The 18,169-nt window shown below is 70.6% G+C and carries 16 protein-coding genes; 7 read left to right on the top strand and 9 right to left on the bottom strand.

All coding sequences use genetic code 11. The features are described from left to right. The first annotated feature begins 8 nt into the window (after positions 1 to 8). Entirely contained in the window at positions 9 to 890 is an 882-nt protein-coding gene (locus Voc01_RS04405; protein ID WP_203925954.1) for a phosphotransferase enzyme family protein, read from the top strand. Here Voc01_RS04405 and Voc01_RS04410 read toward each other — a convergent pair whose 3' ends face one another. The 4 genes from Voc01_RS04410 to Voc01_RS04425 form a co-directional block, all read right to left on the bottom strand. Beyond that, entirely contained in the window at positions 891 to 1,865 is a 975-nt protein-coding gene (locus Voc01_RS04410; RefSeq protein WP_203925955.1) for an ABC-2 membrane transporter-related protein, read from the bottom strand. It abuts the gene before it with no gap. Then, positions 1,862 to 2,752, bottom strand: a complete 891-nt coding sequence (locus Voc01_RS04415; RefSeq protein ID WP_203925956.1) for an ABC transporter ATP-binding protein — start codon at positions 2,750 to 2,752, stop codon at positions 1,862 to 1,864. The genes Voc01_RS04410 and Voc01_RS04415 overlap by 4 nt, the downstream gene beginning before the upstream one ends. Continuing rightward, entirely contained in the window at positions 2,749 to 3,180 is a 432-nt protein-coding gene (locus Voc01_RS04420; protein ID WP_203925957.1) for a GntR family transcriptional regulator, read from the bottom strand. Before Voc01_RS04420 ends, Voc01_RS04415 begins: the two co-directional genes overlap by 4 nt. 75 nt (positions 3,181 to 3,255) lie before the next feature. Further along, positions 3,256 to 4,101 (bottom strand): sulfotransferase domain-containing protein, encoded by an 846-nt coding sequence (locus Voc01_RS04425; RefSeq protein ID WP_203925958.1) that lies wholly within the window; start codon positions 4,099 to 4,101, stop codon positions 3,256 to 3,258. A gap of 22 nt (positions 4,102 to 4,123) precedes the next feature. Between Voc01_RS04425 and Voc01_RS04430 the strand changes: the two genes are divergently transcribed. The 3 genes from Voc01_RS04430 to Voc01_RS04440 all read left to right on the top strand — a co-directional run bounded on the left by Voc01_RS04430 (position 4,124) and on the right by Voc01_RS04440 (position 5,519). Beyond that, positions 4,124 to 4,960, top strand: coding sequence for a spermidine synthase (locus Voc01_RS04430; protein ID WP_203925959.1), 837 nt, complete (start codon positions 4,124 to 4,126; stop codon positions 4,958 to 4,960). Between the two features lie 65 nt (positions 4,961 to 5,025). Beyond that, positions 5,026 to 5,235, top strand: a complete 210-nt coding sequence (locus Voc01_RS04435; RefSeq protein ID WP_203925960.1) for a DUF397 domain-containing protein — start codon at positions 5,026 to 5,028, stop codon at positions 5,233 to 5,235. Continuing rightward, complete coding sequence (locus tag Voc01_RS04440) at positions 5,217 to 5,519, top strand: Scr1 family TA system antitoxin-like transcriptional regulator (protein WP_203925961.1); 303 nt, start codon at positions 5,217 to 5,219, stop codon at positions 5,517 to 5,519. The genes Voc01_RS04435 and Voc01_RS04440 overlap by 19 nt, the downstream gene beginning before the upstream one ends. A 31-nt stretch (positions 5,520 to 5,550) precedes the next feature. On the opposite strand, the gene Voc01_RS04445 is transcribed toward Voc01_RS04440, so the two are convergent. Further along, positions 5,551 to 5,838 (bottom strand): DUF6232 family protein, encoded by a 288-nt coding sequence (locus tag Voc01_RS04445; protein WP_203925962.1) that lies wholly within the window; start codon positions 5,836 to 5,838, stop codon positions 5,551 to 5,553. Positions 5,839 to 6,239: 401 nt separating this feature from the next. On the opposite strand from Voc01_RS04445, the gene Voc01_RS04450 reads away from it, so the two are divergent. Next, complete coding sequence (locus Voc01_RS04450) at positions 6,240 to 6,950, top strand: helical backbone metal receptor (RefSeq protein WP_203925963.1); 711 nt, start codon at positions 6,240 to 6,242, stop codon at positions 6,948 to 6,950. On the opposite strand, the gene Voc01_RS04455 is transcribed toward Voc01_RS04450, so the two are convergent. The 4 genes from Voc01_RS04455 to Voc01_RS04470 all read right to left on the bottom strand — a co-directional run bounded on the left by Voc01_RS04455 (position 6,938) and on the right by Voc01_RS04470 (position 14,064). Beyond that, the gene (locus tag Voc01_RS04455; RefSeq protein WP_203925964.1) at positions 6,938 to 7,606 is read right to left on the bottom strand and encodes a response regulator; all 669 of its coding nucleotides are present in this window, start codon (positions 7,604 to 7,606) and stop codon (positions 6,938 to 6,940) included. The two genes, Voc01_RS04450 and Voc01_RS04455, sit on opposite strands and share 13 nt — an antisense overlap. Continuing rightward, on the bottom strand, positions 7,603 to 10,080 hold the full coding sequence (locus Voc01_RS04460) for a sensor histidine kinase (RefSeq protein WP_203925965.1): 2,478 nt from the start codon (positions 10,078 to 10,080) through the stop codon (positions 7,603 to 7,605). The genes Voc01_RS04455 and Voc01_RS04460 overlap by 4 nt, the downstream gene beginning before the upstream one ends. Before the next feature lie 138 nt (positions 10,081 to 10,218). Beyond that, the gene (locus Voc01_RS04465) at positions 10,219 to 12,048 is read right to left on the bottom strand and encodes a trypsin-like serine protease (RefSeq protein ID WP_203925966.1); all 1,830 of its coding nucleotides are present in this window, start codon (positions 12,046 to 12,048) and stop codon (positions 10,219 to 10,221) included. A gap of 162 nt (positions 12,049 to 12,210) precedes the next feature. Next, entirely contained in the window at positions 12,211 to 14,064 is a 1,854-nt protein-coding gene (locus Voc01_RS04470) for a trypsin-like serine protease (protein ID WP_203925967.1), read from the bottom strand. Between the two features lie 385 nt (positions 14,065 to 14,449). Between Voc01_RS04470 and Voc01_RS04475 the strand changes: the two genes are divergently transcribed. After that, positions 14,450 to 17,689, top strand: coding sequence for an ATP-binding protein (locus tag Voc01_RS04475; protein WP_203925968.1), 3,240 nt, complete (start codon positions 14,450 to 14,452; stop codon positions 17,687 to 17,689). 140 nt (positions 17,690 to 17,829) lie between these two features. Beyond that, positions 17,830 to 18,165 (top strand): hypothetical protein, encoded by a 336-nt coding sequence (locus Voc01_RS04480; RefSeq protein WP_203925969.1) that lies wholly within the window; start codon positions 17,830 to 17,832, stop codon positions 18,163 to 18,165. Positions 18,166 to 18,169: the final 4 nt, after the last annotated feature.

Genomic DNA, 18,169 nt, shown 5'->3' on the forward strand with positions numbered 1-18,169 from the left:
TCAAACGGATGGACCGGATCGGCGCGCTCGTCGAACAGGGCTGGGGAGTGGCCGTCGCGGCGGTGCGGCGGCTCGACGGCGGCCTCGACCGGAACGCGACGACCTACGAGGCGACCGGTCTCGACGGCCGGCGCTACTTCGTCAAGCTGCGCACGGGGCCGGCCGAGGTCGCCGTGCCCCAGCACCTGCACCGCACCGGGGTAACCGCGGTGGTGGCGCCGACCGGTGCGCCCCTCCTGGCCGACGACGGCACCCAGGTGCTGCTCTATCCGTTCGTCGACGGCCACGGCTGCTGGACCACCGGCTTCACCGACGAGCAGTACGTTGCCTACGGGCGCATCATCGCCGCGGTTCACGCCGCCACCGTGCCGCCGGGGGTTCCGGTGGAGACGTTCGATCCGTCGTCGGTCGCGCTGCTGCGGTCACTGGCCGGGCGGGCGGAGGAGAACGACGAACTCGCGGCCCTCTGGCGCGCTCACGCCGGTCCCATAGAGCTTTTGTGTGACCGCGCGGAGGCGTTGCGGGCCGCGGCCCGTGCCACCCAACCCGTGCTGTGCCACGGCGACATCCACACCGGAAACGTTCTCGCCGGGCCCGACGGGAAACTATCCATTGTGGACTGGGATGCGCCGCTGCACGCCCCACGCGAGCGCGACCTCGTGTTCGTGCTCGCCGGGCCGTGGGGCGAACAGGTGGTGACCGAGCGGCGCAGAGCCTTGTTCTTCCAGGGATACGGCCGGTACGAGGTGCACCGGCCGACCCTCGACTACTACCACGCCGAACGCGTCGTCGACGACCTCGGGCAGTTCGCGCTGAGCGTTCTCGACCCGGCCAGCGACGAGGAGACCCGGCGCACGGCGCTGCACTGGATGCGCCGCAACCTCGGCTAATTAAGAAAGGCGCTTCTGGATGCGGCGCAGCGCGAGATACAGCAGCGCCACCGACAGAACCACGTAGATGCTCGACTCCACCCACTGGAACAGCCAGAACCGGCCACCGGGCTGGTAGGTCCAGTGGTTGAACGCGTTCGGGTCCATGCCGTTGCAGGTGCCGTCGCCGCCGCCGGTAACGCAGTAGCCGGTGCTGCCGTCCTGCAGCACACGTCCGTCACCCGTGCGGATGCTGGTCTCGGTGATCCAGTTGCCCACGGCCGGATTCGGCATGACGTGCTCGGTGCCGGCCACCAGGCCGGTCCTCGTCTCGGAGGCCCGGATGTTCGGCCGCACGAAGACGGCGATGGCGATCCTGGCGAACAGGAACGCCACCAACGTGGTCGCCATCGCCGGAAGCACCCTCGGCACCACGGTGCCGGCGAAGATGCCCACGGCCACGGCGAACACCGTGTACGCGACCGGCACCACACCCTGCTGGTCGAAGAAGATGTACGAGAACCGGACCGCGATCGTGTCGTTGAGCGGCTCCATCCACCAGGTGACGAGCGTCGAGTACACGGCCGCCAGCACGACGACGGTCGCGCCGACGAGCCCGACCTTCGTGAGCGCCCACTGCCGCCGCGTGATCCCCTGTGTCCACACCAGACGGTGGGTACCGTGCTCGACCTCGCGGGCCACCAGAGGCGCACCCCAGAACAGCCCGACGAGCAGGGGCAGGACCAGGAGCAGGATGCCGGCGTACGCCCACGACTCGTGGGTGGCACCGAACGACTCGGCGAGGACGTCGCACTTCTCGCCGGCCGCGAGCGGGACGAAGTCGGCGGTACCCAGCGCGTCGACGCACCTCGAGTAGGCGGCGATCGCCTTGTGCGTCGAGAGGCCGGTGGGAACGAGCGCGAGGGCCAGCACCGCCAGCCCGATCAACGCGGCGAACAACTGCCTGCGGTGCTGCCGCCAGACCAGCCAGATCACGGCCGCACCCCCACCGGACCGGGCAGGGCATCGGCCGCACCGTTGGCGAGATAGGCGAGCACGAGGTCCTCCAGGCTCACGTCGTGGACCGTCCACTGTGGATCGATGTGGGTGACGGTCGGGTCGTAACCGCGCACGAGCAGGCTCGCCTGCCGGTCGGTGCGGCGCTCCTGCACCACGGTGAGGCCGTGCGGCGCCAGGTCGGCCGCACCCACCAGCAACCGGTGGTCGGCCACCAGTTCCTCGACGCCGCCGAGCACCTGCACCCGGCCGGCGTTGAGCACGATGAGGTGGTCGCAGACCCGCTCCAGGTCACCGAGCAGATGTGAAGAAAGGAGCACCGTAGTGCCCTCGTCGGCCACCCCGCCCATCAGCGCCTGCAGGAACTCCCTGCGCGCCAACGGATCCAGGCTCGCGACCGGCTCGTCGAGCAGCAGCAGCCGCGGCCGCTTCGCCAGTGCGAGCGTCAACGCGACCTGAGCCCGCTGGCCGCCCGACATCTTGCCGACCGCGCGGTCGGCGGCGATCCCGAGTTGGTCGAGCCGGTCCCTCGCCAGGCCGACGTCGAAGGCGCGATTGAGCCGGCGACCCATCTCGATCAGCTCGGCGGGCGTGAAGTCGCGGTACAGCGGTGTGTCCTGCGCGACGAACCCGATGCGGTCGAGTACCTCGCGGCTGCCCGGCGCCTGGCCGAACACGGTGACGCTGCCCGCCGACGGCTGGCTCAGCCCGACGAGCAGGTGCAGCAGCGTGCTCTTGCCGGCGCCGTTCGGCCCGACGAGCGCGGCGATCCGCCCGGCCGGCAGCCGCAGCGAGCAGTCGCGTAGCGCCCAGTTCTTCCCGTACCTCCGGCCGAGGCCGGTGGTCTCCACGGCGGTGTCGGTCACGCTATCTCCCTTCCGGTGCCCGGCTGTTCGTCGGTTTCGGCTTCCTGTTGTTGAAACGTGGCCCGCATCGTCGTCTCCACGATCGCGACGATGTCCTCGCGGCCGAGCCCGGCGGTGCGCGCTTTGCGCAGCCACGACTCCAAGCCGCGCCGCAGGGCGGCCTGGTTCGCGAGCGACGGCCCGGCGAGCGTGCGGGTCACGAACGTGCCGACCCCGGGTCGACCCTCCACGAGCCCTTCGATCTCCAGCTGGCGGTAGGCCTTCAGCACCGTGTTCGGGTTGATCGCCAGCGACTCCGAGACCTCACGCACCTTCGGGAGCTGGTCGCCGGGGCCGAGCACCCCGGTGCGCAACGACTGTTTGACCTGCTGCACGAGCTGCATGTAGGTGGCGACCTTCGAGTGGCCGTCCAAGTGGAACTCGATCAACCCCACTCCTCTATTTATCTACGACAGTAAGACAATGGAGAAAGGGTGCGCCGCGGCACGGGCTGTGTCAACCCCTCAGCGGTGAAGCCAGGCGAGAAGGTCCGGCGCGGCCAGCTCCCGGGTACGCCGGTCGTACGCCGCGAGCCCGGCCTCACCGAGCGCCTCACGTCCCGCACCGGAGGAACCGCGCCGGAAGAAGGCCCGCGGGCTCTTCAGTACGCCCTGCGCGTTGGGGGCCAGTTCGGTGGCGCGCACCCGCATCCGCTCGAAGGTGGCCGCCTCGACCAGGTCGGGCGTCGGCGGGTCGAGGTGCAGCCGCGCCGCCAGTTCGGCCATCCGGCCGGCGAGGTCGGCCCGGAGGTCGTCGTAGTGGACGAGCACCACGTTGGGCTCGTGCCGCCGGTGCCACGCGTCGGTGAGGTGCGCCAGGACGCCGGGCAGCGAGTCGAGGTAGCCGCTGTCACGGGTCACCCAGCGCGGTAGCCACTCGTCCAGAGGGGGCAGCACCCGCGCCTCCCCGGCACCGGTGAGCTCGCGCAGCCGTTCACGGTCGATGTTCGCGCTCTGGTGGTACATCGACACGGCCATGTCGAGCGGATGCCTCGCGACCACGACGTAGGTGGCGCGGGCGTCGACCGGCACGCCGTCGAGCGGGGTGTGGGTCTTGATGACGCGCCGGAACGGCTGAGCCTCCAGTGCCGCCACCACCTCGTCACGCGGACGGATCAGGTGGTCGAGCCACGGCGAAAGCTCCGACAGCGGTGCCGGCAGGTCGGGCGTGCGGTGCACGAGCAGCGCGCAGATCATCTGCATCCACGTGGTGCCGCTCTTCGACCGGGTGCTGATCACGATGTCGCCGGCCCGGAACGGGAAGCCCTCCCAGCGGGAGCTGTCTTCGTCGTCCGACCGGTAGGTCCGCACGGCGGCAGCCTACTGTTGGCCGATGGGACGGCGCACGCGCAATTCACCCGGGGTCACCGAACGGGTCGACTCCGGCGACGCCACGCTCGCGCCCGATCCCGACCACCCGGTCTGCTGGACCCTCGCCGTCGACGGGCTGCCACAGTCCTATGTGGACACCGCGAATCCGCGGAACCTCCGCTACCGCTACATGCGCCGCCTCGCCGACGTCGTCGACGCCGCCGCGCCGGCGGACCTCCTGCACCTCGGCGGCGGCGCGCTGACCCTGCCGCGATACGTCGCCGCGACGCGGCCGAGCGCCCGCCAGCGGGTCGTGGAGAAGGACGCCGCCCTCACCGATCTCGTGCGCCGGGTGCTGCCGCTGCCGCGTGGTGCCCACGTCCGGGTCCGCGCCGCCGACGCCCGCGCGGCGGTCGAGGCCACCGGGGACGCGCGCTTCGACCTCGTCGTCGCCGACGTGTACAGCGCCGCCCGGGTACCGGCCAGCCTGGGGACCGTGGAGGCCGCCGCCCACATCGCCCGGGTCCTCCGCCCCCACGGCTGGTACGCGACGAACCTGGCCGACGGCCGCGACCTCGCCTACACCCGCGGGCAGGTGGCCACGCTGAAACGGGTGTTCGCCGACCTGTGCCTGATCGCCGAGCCGGGCGTGCTGAAGGGCCGCTATTTCGGGAACCTGGTGGCCGTCGCCGGGCCGGAACTCCCCGTGGCGGACCTCGCCACGAACGCGGCCGCGGACCAGTTCCCGTGCCGCCTCCTGCACGGTGCCGACCTCGACAACTTCGTGGCCGGCGCCCGCCCCGTCACCGACGCGGACGCCCGCGAGTCACCGGCACCGCCGGCGAGCCTTTTCCGCTGAATTGCGGTGGTCTGCGGCGCACCAAGCGGTGCACAAATGGGGCTTTCTCGCGAAGGGGGAGCGATATGCCGCAGTCAGGTTGCGCGCCCGCTGATGGACCAGTATTCCGCAAGTCCACCCGAAGCACGGTCAACGGAAACTGCATCGAGGTCGGCATCGACGAAGATCACGTTCAGGTGCGCGACTCGAAGCTCGCCGGCAGCCCGGTACTGACTTTCACCCGGGCAGCCTGGTCGGACCTTCTTTCTGATCTCCGGTGCTGCGGGATCAGCTGAATGCGCTACTCGACCACGCCCGCGAGCCACACATCGACCTCAGCGTGATTCCAACAAACATAGACGGATACCCCGGTGTGTCATTCGGCTTTGTGATCTTGGAGTTCGCCGACCGTCGCGACTCACCGATCGTCTTCCACGACCAGCACGGAAGCCACGTCGCAGCGGAGTCACCCGACGAGGTGAAGCGCTATTTCAAGAGCTTTGACCAGATCCGTTCTCTGGGCCTGCACGGTGCCGACGCCATTGCTGCCATCAAGGCCGCCCGCGACAAGGCCGTATGACTCGATGTTGCCCGAGATCGGGGGGCGACGTTCAGCCGGCGGCCACCTTTCCGCTCATTTCCCGGGCCCGGATCAGGGCTCGGGCCACTTTGCGGATGGTCGACTCGTCGTTGCCGCAGTACAGTTCGACGTCGACTCCGCGATAGCTGGCCCTTAGCGAATATCTCGGCGGCCAGCGGAATGCGCAGAACGTGGCCGCCGCGGCCGGCACCACAACCGCCATCCCACCGATCGCGAGCGGTGCCGACGACTGTGCCAGGGCAGCGACGGCGATCACCCCGATCCCCGTGGTGGCGGCGGTGACCAGCGATACCAGCACCGGCGTGCGGTGCTCCTCTTGCCTCTACCAGGTGGCCCAGTTCAGCCACCGGATAGCGCCTACCCTCAGCGGCGACGACCCAGGCCGTCGTCACCGTTACCTCGTCGTCCTGATAGAGGCGCACAATGCGCCTCGGCCCAGGTCTTCCATCCGTCATGACCCCTCCCCAAAGCCGACGGTGATGGTACTTCGGAGACAGCGGGCCAGCAGGGGCGTCAATACCTCGGCGGATCGTGTCACCAATGACCGTCTTACTCAGTGTCACGGGAGGGGTTGCTTGATTCGCAAGAGTCAAGTTGCCTCTTGCAGGATGCATGGTACCGCCTGGTACATGCTGCAAAGAACCGACCTCGCACAGCACTTGCAAACCTGGCCCCGGCTGGACGGGATACCTTGCAGCCATGAGGGTGGTCTCGCTGGTTCCGTCGTTGACCGAGGCGATCGCCGTCACCCTGCCCGGGCTGCTCGTCGGTGCCACCGACTTCTGCACCCACCCCGCGGACCTCGATGTTGCCCGCGTCGGTGGCAGCAAGTACCCACGCCTCGACGAGGTGTTGGCCCTGAAGCCCGACGTCGTGGTGATGAACATGGAGGAGAACCGGCGCACCGACGCCGACGCGCTGGCGGACAAGGGCATCCGCGTCCACGTCACCTATCCGCGTACCGTGGGCGCGGCGCTCGACGAGCTGGGCGTGATGCTCCAGGCGTTGGGCGCTGACGGCGAGCCGCAGTGGCTGCGGCAGGCCCGCACCGCTTGGGCGCGACCCGCACCGGAACAGACAACAACGGCGATCGTCCCCGTGTGGAGGCGGCCGTGGATCGTCGTCGGTGGGGACACGTTCGCGTCTGATGTGCTCGGGCGGCTCGGGGTCCGCAACCTCTACGACGACCCGGACGAACGGTACCCGCGACCGAGCCTGGAGGAGCTGCGGGGCAAGCAGCCCGACCTCGTCGTCCTGCCCGACGAGCCGTACCTGTTCACCGCGGACGACGGACCGGAGGCGTTCCCGGAGCAGAGGTGCGTGCTCGTCTCCGGACGCGACCTCACCTGGTACGGCCCGTCGCTCGCGGGAGCGCGCGAACGGCTCGAACAGCAGCTTCACGGCGCGTAGCGGTAGCCCATCCCCGGCTCGGTGAGCAGGTGGCGCGGATGCGCCGGGTCGTCCTCCAGCTTCGCCCGCAGCCGGGCCATGTACTGGCGCAGGTAGTTCGTCTCCGTGGAATACTGCGGGCCCCACACCTCGTGCAGCAGCTGGCGTTGGCTGACCAGCTTGCCGGGGTTGCGCAGCAACAGTTCCAGCAGCTGCCACTCGGTCGGGGTCAGGCGCACGGCACCGCCGTCGACGGAGTGGGCGGCCAGATCGACCGTGTACCGGCCGACGCGGCACGACGGCGACTCGGGTGCCGGCGCCGAACGGCGGGACACCGCACGGATGCGGGCCAGCAACTCGTCGATGCCGAACGGCTTGACGACGTAGTCGTCGGCGCCGGCGTCCAGCGCTCCCACCTTGTCGGAGCTGTCGGCCCGGCCGGACAGGACGATGATCGGCACCGCGGTCCAGCCGCGGAGGCCGCGGATCACCTCGACGCCGTCGAGGTCGGGCAGGCCGAGGTCGAGCACGACCAGGTCGGGGCGGAACGACGCGGCCAGCCGCAGCGCGGTGGCACCGTCGGCGGCGACCTCGACCTCGTACGAGCGGGCCTTCAGGTTGATGCGCAACGCCCGCAGGATCTGCGGTTCGTCGTCGACGACCAGGACGCGGGTCATGAGGCCGAAGGCAGAGTCAGGACCATCGTCAGGCCGCCGCCCGGTGTCGCCTCGGGGCGCAGCGTGCCGCCCATCGCCTCGGCCAGGCCGCGCGACAGTGCGAGCCCGAGCCCGACGCCGTTGTCATTGTCGCGGTCGCCGAGGCGTTGGAACGGCTGGAACATCCCGTCCCACAGCTCCTCGGGCACCCCCGGGCCGTGGTCGATCACGCGAAGCTCCACAGTGGACCCCAGTGCCGAACCGGTGACCATCACCCGGGAACTGACGCGCAACGCGTTGCCGATCACGTTGACCAGTACGCGTTCGAGCAGGCCGGGGTCCGCGCGGACGGCGGCCAGGTCGGGAGGAATCCTCACGGTGACCGAACGCGCGCGCAGTTCGTCGAGGGCGCGCGGAACGACGTCCTCCAGCCCGAGCGCGACCGGGGTCATCCCGAGCGCGCCGGCCTGCAACCGGCTCATGTCGAGGAGGTTCGCCACCAGGCCGGCCAGCCGGTCGAGCGACTCGTCGGCGGTCGCCAGCAGCTCGGCCCGGTCGGCCTCGTCGAAGTCCACGTCGGCGCTCCGCAACGACGTCACCGCCGCCTTCGCCGACGCCAACGGCGTCCGCAGGTCGTGGCTCACCGCGGCGAGCAGCGCGGTCCGCATCCGGTCGGCGGCCGCGAGGGGACGCGCGGTCGCGGCCTCGTCGGCCAGCCGCTCCTGCCGCAGCGCGAGCGCCGCCTGCGCCGCGAACGCCTCGATGATCCGCCGGTCGCCGGCCTCCAGGCGGCGCCCGCGCAACGCGACGGTCAGGGTGTCGTCGGCGGTCACCTCGGCGTCGGCCTCGCCGGGCGCGGCGCACGGCGGGTCGCCGACGGACGTCACCACCCGCCACGGGCCGTCGGGAGTGCGTTCCAGGAGCGTCACCGACGCCAGCGCGAACGTCTCCCGGAGCCTTTCCAGAAGGGCTTCGAGGGGACGCGCACCGCGCAGCACGCTGCCCGCGACCGTCGCCAGCGTCTGGGCGTCGGCGCTGGCCCGCGCCGCCTGCCGGGTGCGCCGGGCGGCGAGGTCCACCACGGCCGACACCGCGACCGCGACCAGAACGAACACGCCCAACGCCAACAGGTTCTCGGCCTCGGCGATCGTGAACGTGCGCGTCGGCGGCGTGAAGAAGTAGTTCAGCAGCAGCGAACCGGCCACGGCCGCCACCAGCGCCGGGTACATCCCGCCGACCAGGGCCACCCCGACGACCGCCAGCAGGAAGACGAGGATGTCGTTGGTCAGGGACAGCCCGGGAAACGCGTGGAGGACGAGCGTCAGCACCGGCAGTCCCGCCGCTGTGAGCGTCCACCCGAGAAGCCGGCGGCGGCGCGACAACGCCGCCGGAGGGCGGCCCATGCGCCCGCCCGCGGCGGCGCGTTCGTGCGCGACCAGATGGACGTCGATGGCGCCCGAACGGGCGGTCGTGGTGACACCGACGCCCGGCGACAGCATCTGCGCGACGCGACCGCGCCGGCTCGCGCCGAGCACGACCTGCGTCGCGTTGGCGCCCCGGGCGAACGCCAGCAGCGCCTCCGGGACGTCGGCGCCGATCACCTCGTGGTAGGTGCCGCCGAGGCTCTCCGTGAGGACCCGTTGCCGCGCCAGGTGCGCCGGGTCGGCACCCGCCAGGCCGTCGCTGCGGGCGACGTGGACCGCCATCAGATCGGCGCCCCGGGTACGTGCCGCGATGCGCGCGGCCCGACGGATGAGCGTCTCGCCCTCCGGCCCGCCCGTGAGCGCGACCACCACGCGTTCCCGGGTCTCCCACGTCTCGTCGATGCTGTGCTCGGCCCGGTAGCTGTCGAGCTCGTCGTCGACCCGGTCGGCCAGCCACAGCAGGGCCAGCTCGCGCAGCGCGGTGAGGTTGCCGGCGCGGAAGTAGTTGCCCAGCGCGGCGTCGACCTTCTCCGGCGCGTAGATGTTGCCGTGCGCCATCCGCCTGCGCAGCGCCTCGGGCGTCATGTCTACGAGCTCGACCTGCTCCGCGGCGCGCACCACCCGGTCGGGCACGGTCTCGCGTTGGGTGGTGCCGGTGATCCGGCCGACCACGTCGTTCAGCGACTCCAGGTGCTGCACGTTCACCGTCGACAGCACGTCGATGCCGGCGTCGAGCAGCTCGCGCACATCCTGCCAGCGCTTGGCGTTACGGCTGCCGGGAACGTTGGTGTGCGCCAGCTCGTCGATCACCGCGACCCGGGGGGCGCGGTCGATGACCGCGTCGACGTCGAGCTCCTCGAAGTCGGCGCCGCGGTAGCGGACCGTGCGCCGCGCGACGACCTCCAGGCCGTCGAGGAGGGCGGCCGTGTGCCTGCGGCCGTGGGTCTCGACGTAGCCGACCACGAGATCGGTGCCGCGCTCGACGCGGCGGTGCGCCTCCTCGAGCATCGTGTACGTCTTGCCCACCCCGGGTGCCGCACCGAGGTAGATCCGCAACTGTCCGCGCGCCAACGCAGCCCGTCCTCCTGTTGTTCTCCCTGCAAGAGTGGCGCACGCGCGGCCGGGCGGCCCGCGCGCCGGCGTACCAAACGCGTCAAAAAGCCGTCGGGCGGCCCGGAGGCCGCCCGACGCTTGGTGATGGGACCGCGATCAGAAGATCGCCGTGAACATGTTCCAGCCGGACCCGATCGTGATGCCGACCCCGTTGTTCAGCCAGTTGCCCTGGCCGTCGCTCGGGTAGAGCATCAGCGCGCCCGACCACTTGTTGACGCCGATCATGTCGACCTGGTTGTCGCCGTTGACGTCGCCGGGAGACATGAACCGGCTGAAGATGTTCCAGCCGGTGCCGATCTGGACGCCGGCGCCGTTGACCCAGCCGCCCATGCCGTCGCTCTGGTACAGCCGCAGCGCGCCCGCCGGCGTGCGCCCGATCAGCGCCTGCCGGCCGTCACCCAGCCAGGTGCCCGGCGTGAGGATCGTGTCGAAGATGTTCCAGCCGTTGCCGATCTTGATGCCGGCACCGCCGTTCATCCAGCCACCGCTGCCGTCGCTGGTGTAGAGGTACAGGTCGCCGTTCGTGGTGCGGCCGAGCAGGTTCGGACGGCCGTCGCCGGTCCAGTTGCTGGTGACCACGATGTCGTTGAACACGTGCCACCCGGTGCCGATGAGGTCGCCCATGCCGCTGGTGAAGTTGCCCTCGCCGTCGGACTTGTACTGGTACAGGTTGCCGTTGGGCAGGCGGGCGAAGACCGACTCGGTGCGGTCGCCGTTCCAGTTCTTCACCCGGAAGACCTTGTTGAACGACTGCCAACCGGTGCCGATCTCGGTGACGGTGCCGCCGATCGCCGGCATCGACGGCTGGCGGAGCAGGCCGGTGCCGTAGTAGAGCAGCAGCTTGCCGCCCGGGGTGCGCCCGATCAGGTCGCTGTGCCCGTCACCGGTCCAGTCGAGGTTGTTCGGGTCGGAGCGGGTCAGGTCCTCGTCGATCAGCGTGTTGAACGCGTTCACCTGGGCGTAGGCGCCGTAGCTCGACCCGCACGCCACCGGTCCCCAACTCGTGACGCCCACCTGCACCGGCGTGCCGTTGTCGTCGACGAGCAGCGGACCACCGGAGTCGCCGCCACACGTGTCGATGCCCACGTCGCCGGCGCACAACGTCGTGGCCGCGTCGAACTTGCTGCCGAGCGAGGTGGTGCAGTTGGCGTCGGAGCGGATCGGCACGTTCGCCGTGTGCAGGCGCCCGGCGTCGTTGACGTTGGGATCGGTGACGCCGTAGCCGAGGATCGTCGAGGGGTCGGTGTCGGCCTGACCGGTCGAGTCGCCCTGCGCAACCAGGTTGATCGGCGTGTACGAGTTCGGCAGCGCCTGCTTCAGCGTGAGCACCGCGACGTCGTAGCGCGGCACGTCGCTGTAGTAGCCGAACTGCTGGTGGATCCACGTCGACGCCACCTCGGCGACGAACCCGCCGCTGTTGTTGTCGTCGAGGTTGTTGCGACCGGCGATCACCCACGTGGTGCCCAGCGGCAGGTCGTACGTGCAGTGCGCCGCCGTGAGGATCTTCGTGGCGCTGAGCACCGTGCCGGTGCACGTGCTCTCCCACGCCTCGAGGCCGCCGTCTCCGTCGTCCTCCCAATAGACGCTGCGAATACCGACGACGTACGGGTGGTCGACCGCGTTGGCCGGCGTGCCGCCGACGACCGAACCACCGGCGCCGGGCTCCTGGAACGCCGGGCCGGTCGGCCCGACCGGGTACGACGTCACCGTCGCCTTGACCGCGTTCGGCGGCTTCCTGGTGCTCTCCGTTCTGGTCGCCCGCTCGGCGGTGCCCCGCGGCACATCGCCGGTGGCGACCCTCCGTTCCTTCAGACCGACCGCGTCGGGCCCGTCTTCCGCGCTCGCGACGGAGCCGGGCCCGAAGGCCGCACCGCCGATCACGATCAACCCGGCCAGCACGCTGGTAACCCGGATGGCTTTCGTCACTGGGATCGACCCTTTCCGCTTCCCCTGCGTCGAGATGTCGTCCCCATATCGGCCGGTGCCCCCGACCGGTTTACAAATCCTGCTCGCGTCTGTGGGCCCAGTGGTCACGGCAGACGCGCGAAGGGCCCCACGACACACGGTCGCGGGGCCCTTTCGCGGTTGTCAGAACACTGTGTTGAACATGTTCCAGCCCGACCCGATCGTGATGCCGACGCCGGAGTTCAACCAGTTGCCGCGCCCGTCGGTCGGGTACAGGCGCATGTTGCCGTTCGGCTCGATCCCGATCATGTCGACCAGGTTGTCGCCGTTGAAGTCGCCCGGCGACATGAAGATGCTGAAGATGTTCCAGCCGGTGCCGATCGGCACGCCCAGGCCGTTGACCCAGCCGCCCTGGCCGTCGCTCTGGTAGAGGCGGAGGTCGCCGCCGGGCGTACGGCCGATCAGGGCCTGCCGGCCGTCACCCAGCCAGTCACCCGGGGTCAGGATCGTGTTGAACATGCTCCAGCCGACGCCGATCCGCAGGCCGAGCCCGCCGTTCTCCCAGCCGCCGTTGCCGTCGCTGGTGTAGAGGTACAGGTCGCCGTTGGCTTCGCGGCCGAGCAGGTTCGGCCGGCCGTTGCCGGTCCAGTTGTTTGTGATCATGATGTCGTTGAAGCGGTTCCAGCCGGTGCCGATCAGATCGGCGACGCCATTGTTGGCGAACTCGCCCTCGCCGTCGCTCTTGTACTGCATGAGGTCACCGTTCGGGCTCACCCCGAAGATCGACGGTCGGTTGTCGTTGTTCCAGTTCCAGACCCGGAAGAGCTTGCGGTACCCGCCGAAGCTGACGCCGATCCGCGACGACTCGTTGAAGGCGTAGTCGACCTCACCGTTCAGCAGACCGGTACCCGAGTAGAGCACCAGGTCTCCCCCGGCGTTGCGGCCGATCAGGTCGCTGTGCCCGTCGCCGGTCCAGTCGAGGTTGGCCGGCGACCTGCGGGCGAGGTCGGCCCGGATCAGGTTTCCGTACGTGCTGACCTGGGCATAGGCGCCGTAGCTCGACCCGCAGTCGATCGGTCCCCAGCTGGTGATGCCGACCTGGGTCCGCACGCCGTTCTTCGTGACGATCAGCGGCCCGCCGGAGTCGCCGTTGCAGGTGTCGACGCCGGCGGCGCCCGCGCACGCCATGATGTCGCCGCGGTAGTCGGCGAACGCGCCGGCACAAGCGCTGTCGGACCGGATCGGCACGGCCCCGTGCCGCAGGATCCCGTGGTCGCCGGCGCCCTGGCCGGTGACGCCGTACCCGACGATCTGGGCCGGCGTGTTGTCGGCGTACACCGACTCGTCGCCCTGCGCCGCGACGGCGATCGGGGTGTAGACGTCGGGCAGCGCGTCGCGCAACGTCAGCACCGCGACGTCGTTGAGCGGGGTGCCACCGTCGCTGTGCGCCGGGATGCGGGCGAAGCCCTGGTGGGTGTACGTCGACCGGACGATCGTCGTGAAGCCCGCGGTCGTTGTCTTCAGGTTGTCGCGACCCGCGATGACGTACGTGGTGCCGAGCGGCGAGTTGATCGCGCAGTGCGCGGCCGTGAGCACCTTGGTCGGGCTGATCACCGTGCCCGTGCAGGTGGAGATGAAGCCGACGAACTGGCCGTTCTGCAGGACGTGGAACAGCGTCTCGATGCCGACGATGTACGGGTGCTGGGAGACGGAGGCCTTCTCGCCGCCGACGATCCGCGGCTGCACCTTCGGCTGCGATTCGAACGCCGGCCCGTTCCTGCCGAGCTTGTAGTCGGTGTTCGTGGCCTGCCGGACGTTCGGCAGGGACTCCAGGACGTCGGGGGTGACGACGCCCGCCCGCGGACCGGCGTCGCCGGCCGGCTGGTACGAGGCGAACGTGCGCGGCACCGGCTGGTTGTCGGCACCTGCGCCCCCGCTGGCGAAGAACGCGGCACCGGCGAAGACCGCGGCGCCGGCCAGCACGCTGGTGACGCGGTAACTGGGCCGGATCCTCTTCAGGCTTGCGGGAATCCCCATGGGTCCTCCGTCGTCGGGGTCATGCAATCCGGCAACCGACCGTTCCGGGCGCCTTGAGGCACTTTCGGGGCACGCAACACCGTCCCGACCAGGCCAGGTGCCCGACCGGGATAGGTGAGAGTTGATCCCCGTTACCGAATCGTCATCGGTTGCCACGTGACAGAAGCAGGAATGCGGTGCTCCTCCCCCCGAGGCCGCCAAAGGCTACCAAAGCCGAAAGGTCAAGCACCAGGGTCGATTTGGCTCGATGTGACTTGTACGTCCGGCCTGGTCAGGGGCCATATTTGAGGTCAGTTCCACTGTTGGTTCACGGTCGGCGACGGCCCTGATGCAACACCCGTCCGGCCCTGTTTCTGTCCCACCCCTCGCGTACGGTTCTAGGGCAATGAACCTCATCGGGCGCGAGCACCAGGTCTCGGTGCTGCGGGCGGAGATCACGCGGGTCACGCAGAGCCATGGCGGGCTGGTGTTCGTCACCGGCGAGGCCGGCATCGGCAAGACCACGCTGGTCACCGGCGCGGTCGACGATGCCCGGCAACAGGGTGCGCTGGTGCTCAACGGGTCGTGCTGGAACTCCGACAGCACGCCCGGCTACTGGCCCTGGGTGCAGGTGGTCCGCGGGCTGCGCCGGGGAGTACCGGCGGCGGAATGGGCCGCTGTCAGTGAGGCGGCGGGCGACGGCCTGTGGGTGCTGCTCGGTGAGGGCGTGGGCCAGTCCGCCGATACTTTCGAGCTGTACGACGCGGTCACCACCGCGCTCGTCTCGGTGTCGCACACCCGCCCGGTCGTGGTGGTTCTCGACGACCTCCACTGGGCCGACCCGGCGTCGCTGCGCCTCCTTGAGTTCGCCGCGCAGCACACCTGGTTCGAACGGCTCCTCGTGATCGGCACGTACCGCGACGTCGAGGCCGAGGCGCCCGACCACCCGCTGCGTCCCCTGCTGCTGCCGCTGCTCGGCCGGGCCACCACGGTGAGCCTCACCGGGCTGTCGGAGCGGGAGGTCGGCGCGCTGATCCGGCGCACCGCCGGCCGCGAACCGGGCGACGACCTCGTCGCCGAGGTGCACCGGCACACCGGTGGCAACCCGTTCTTCGTCGAGCAGTCGGCCCGGTTGTGGCACAGCGGCGGGTCGGCCACGGCCGTCAGCCCCGGGGTGCGCGACTCGTTGCAGCGGCGGCTCTCGATGCTGCCGCCGCCGGTCCGCGAGCTTCTCACCGGCGCCGCGGTGCTCGGCCGGGAGTTCGAACGCGAGGTACTGGCAGCCACCGTGGCACCGGTGCCGGAGCCCGCGCGGGCGGAGGCGAGTGCGTCGAGCACCGTCGATCGGCTGCTCGATCACGCGGTCACCGCCCGGCTCGCGGTCGTGCACGCGCCGGGCCGGTTCGCGTTCGCGCACGACCTGGTCCGGGAAACCCTCTACGACGACCTGGCGGCCGCCGACGTGCGCCGCCGCCACGCCGACGTCGTGCGGGCGATCGACCGCACGCCCGGGCTCGCCGACCGCATCCTCCCGGCCGACCTGGCCCGGCACGCCTATCTCGCGGGCGCCGACCTCGACCCGGACCGGGCCGTCGACATCCTCCTCGCCGCGGCGCAGGACGCGAGCAACCGCATCGCGATCGAGGAGGAGATCGGCCACCTGCGCCGGGCGCTCGAACGGGCCGCCGCCGTTCCGCGCCGGCTGGTGCGGGTCGGTCTCGACCTCGGCGCCGCCCTGCTGATGAACGGGCTGGTCGAGGAGGGCTGGCAGCGGTACGCCGACGCGGTCACGGCGGCGCGCGAGGTCGACGACGACCTCCTGATCGCCCGGGTGGCCCTCACGCTCACGCGCAGCGAACGGGAGCGCGCGCCCACCGGCACCCACACGATGATCGCGGCCCTGATCGGCGAGGCGTACCGCCGCCTCGTCGGTCCCGTGTCGCCGGCCGACGAGGCCGCCCTGGCCGCGGCGGGCAGCGCGATCGCGGCGGCGGTGCCGAACGGGGTCGGGTTCTTCACCGGTTCGGTGCTGCACCGTCAGTCCGACCAGGACACCGTCGCCCGGCTCTCCGACGAGCTCACCCACCGGTTCGTCGCACTCGCCCGCGCCAACGGCGACGACGACGCGCTGCGGTTCGGGTTGTGGGCCCGGCACAACACGATCTGGGGCCTCGGCACCGCCCGTGAACGGTACGAGCTCACCGACGAGATCATCGCGGTCTCCCGTCGCCTCAACGACCCGGTGGCCGGACACATCGCCACCTCGTTCCAGTGGGTGTCGCTGCTGGAGCTCGGCGACCCGCGCTACCTGGAGCGGTACCACGCGTTCGTCGCGATGGCCGAGCGCATCGGCATGCCCACGGCCACGTTCAGCTCGCTCGTCGACCAGAGCATCATCCTCACGCTGCTCGGCCGCTTCGACGAGGCGGAGAAGTGCCTCAACCAGGCCGACGAGTCGTTCTCGCACCACCACGCGCACTTCCACTACATGGCACACCACCTGCGGTGGGCGCTGCTCGTCATGCAGGGTCGGTTCGCGGAGACGGCCGATCTGCTGGTCACCATCGCCGCCAGCGAGCACCCGTGCCCGAACCTGCTCGCCGCGGTGGTCGCGCTGCAGCGGGGCGACCCGCCACCCGACACCAGCACCGACAACCTCCAGCACACGTTCGACTTCCGGCCGCTGACGCTGCGGGTGGAGGCGCAGGCCGCCGCCGCGAGCGGTGATCCGGAACGGTGCGAGCGCGCCCACGCGGCGCTGCTGCCGTACTCGGGCGAGTGGCTGGTGTCCATGTACGGGTGCGACATCAGCGGGCCGGTCGACCTGTGGCTGGCGATCCTCGACGCCGCGTTGAAGCGGTGGGAGCCGGCGTTCGAGCGGTTCACCGCGGCGCTGGAGTCGGCGGACCGGCTGCAGTCGCGTCCGTGGGCGGTCGAGGTGCGCGTGCGGCTGGCGGCCGCGCTCCGGGCGCGCGGCGGGCCGGGTGACGGGGAGGCGGCGGCCACGGTGCTGGCGGCGGCCATCGCGGAGGCGGCGGAGATCGGTCTCCGCCACGTCGTGGCGCCCGCCGACCCGCCGCCGGTCCGCGCCCCGTCCACCGGTGCCCGCTTCCAGCTCGACGGCCAGGTGTGGAACCTCGGCTTCGCCGGCCACGTGATCCACTTCCCCGACGCGAAGGGCCTGCACGATCTCCATCACCTCCTGAGCCGTCCCGGCGACGCCGTCTCCGCGGTCGATCTCCTGAACCCGTCCGGCGGCGACGTGGTGCGGGCCGCCCGTTCCCTGGGCGGCGACCCGGTCCTCGACGACGAGGCGAAGGCCCGCTACAAGCACCGCCTGACCCAGCTCGACGACGAGATCGACCGCGCCACCCTCCGCGGCGACACCGCCCGCGCAGCCACCCTCGACCACGAACGCGACGCCCTGCTCACCGAGCTTCGGGCCGCCGCCGGCCTGGCCGGCCGCACCCGCCGCCTGGGCGACGAGGCCGAACGCGCCCGCAAGACGGTGACCGCCCGCATCCGTGACACGCTCCGCAAACTCGACGAGCAGCACCCGGCCCTGGCCGCCCACCTCCGCGAGTCGGTATCCACGGGCGCGACGTGCGTCTACCAGCCGCCCACCCCGGTCCCCTGGGCCTTGTGAGCCGGCGGCGCGTGTCTGCCAATCCGGCTCACGGCGGCGGCCGACGTCAGCCGCGTCGTCTACGTTCGGTCACCAGACCGCCTGAGGTCGAGACCCAGAAAGCTGATCCGGAAGCGTGATCAACTGGCCACGATGGGCTGATGCATCCGGCTCCCGATCCCCATGGACGCCCGCCATTTCTCGAGAAGGCTGATCCGGGAATCACGCCGCCCGGCTGGTACACGGTCGCCGACGGCCGTGAGCTGTGGTGGGACGGCGACAGGTGGATTGTCGTTCCGCCTCGAAACACCGGCGCAATGGCTCCGTACCAGCCGCACTATCCGACCCACATTGTCACGACGTCTCCGGTTCAGACCAACCACCTACTGCATCTGGTCCTGACACTTGTGACATGCGGGTTCTGGGCGCCGGTGTGGGCGCTGGTGTGGATCCTGAACTACTTCAGTGAAAATCGCTCGGTCTCACGGATGCAGTGAGCGG

The organism is Virgisporangium ochraceum (assembly GCF_016863655.1).
GTDB lineage: Bacteria > Actinomycetota > Actinomycetes > Mycobacteriales > Micromonosporaceae > Virgisporangium > Virgisporangium ochraceum.

Bases quoted from the DNA above. Each gene is read 5' to 3' on its own strand.
- Voc01_RS04405 (WP_203925954.1), top strand. From the start codon at position 9: ATGGACCGGATCGGCGCGCTCGTCGAACAGGGCTGGGGAGTGGCCGTC.
- Voc01_RS04430 (WP_203925959.1), top strand. From the start codon at position 4,124: ATGGGACGGCGCACGCGCAATTCACCCGGGGTCACCGAACGGGTCGAC.
- Voc01_RS04435 (WP_203925960.1), top strand. From the start codon at position 5,026: ATGCCGCAGTCAGGTTGCGCGCCCGCTGATGGACCAGTATTCCGCAAG.
- Voc01_RS04450 (WP_203925963.1), top strand. From the start codon at position 6,240: ATGAGGGTGGTCTCGCTGGTTCCGTCGTTGACCGAGGCGATCGCCGTC.
- Voc01_RS04455 (WP_203925964.1), bottom strand. From the start codon at position 7,606: ATGACCCGCGTCCTGGTCGTCGACGACGAACCGCAGATCCTGCGGGCG.
- Voc01_RS04470 (WP_203925967.1), bottom strand. From the start codon at position 14,064: ATGGGGATTCCCGCAAGCCTGAAGAGGATCCGGCCCAGTTACCGCGTC.
- Voc01_RS04475 (WP_203925968.1), top strand. From the start codon at position 14,450: ATGAACCTCATCGGGCGCGAGCACCAGGTCTCGGTGCTGCGGGCGGAG.
- Voc01_RS04480 (WP_203925969.1), top strand. From the start codon at position 17,830: ATGCATCCGGCTCCCGATCCCCATGGACGCCCGCCATTTCTCGAGAAG.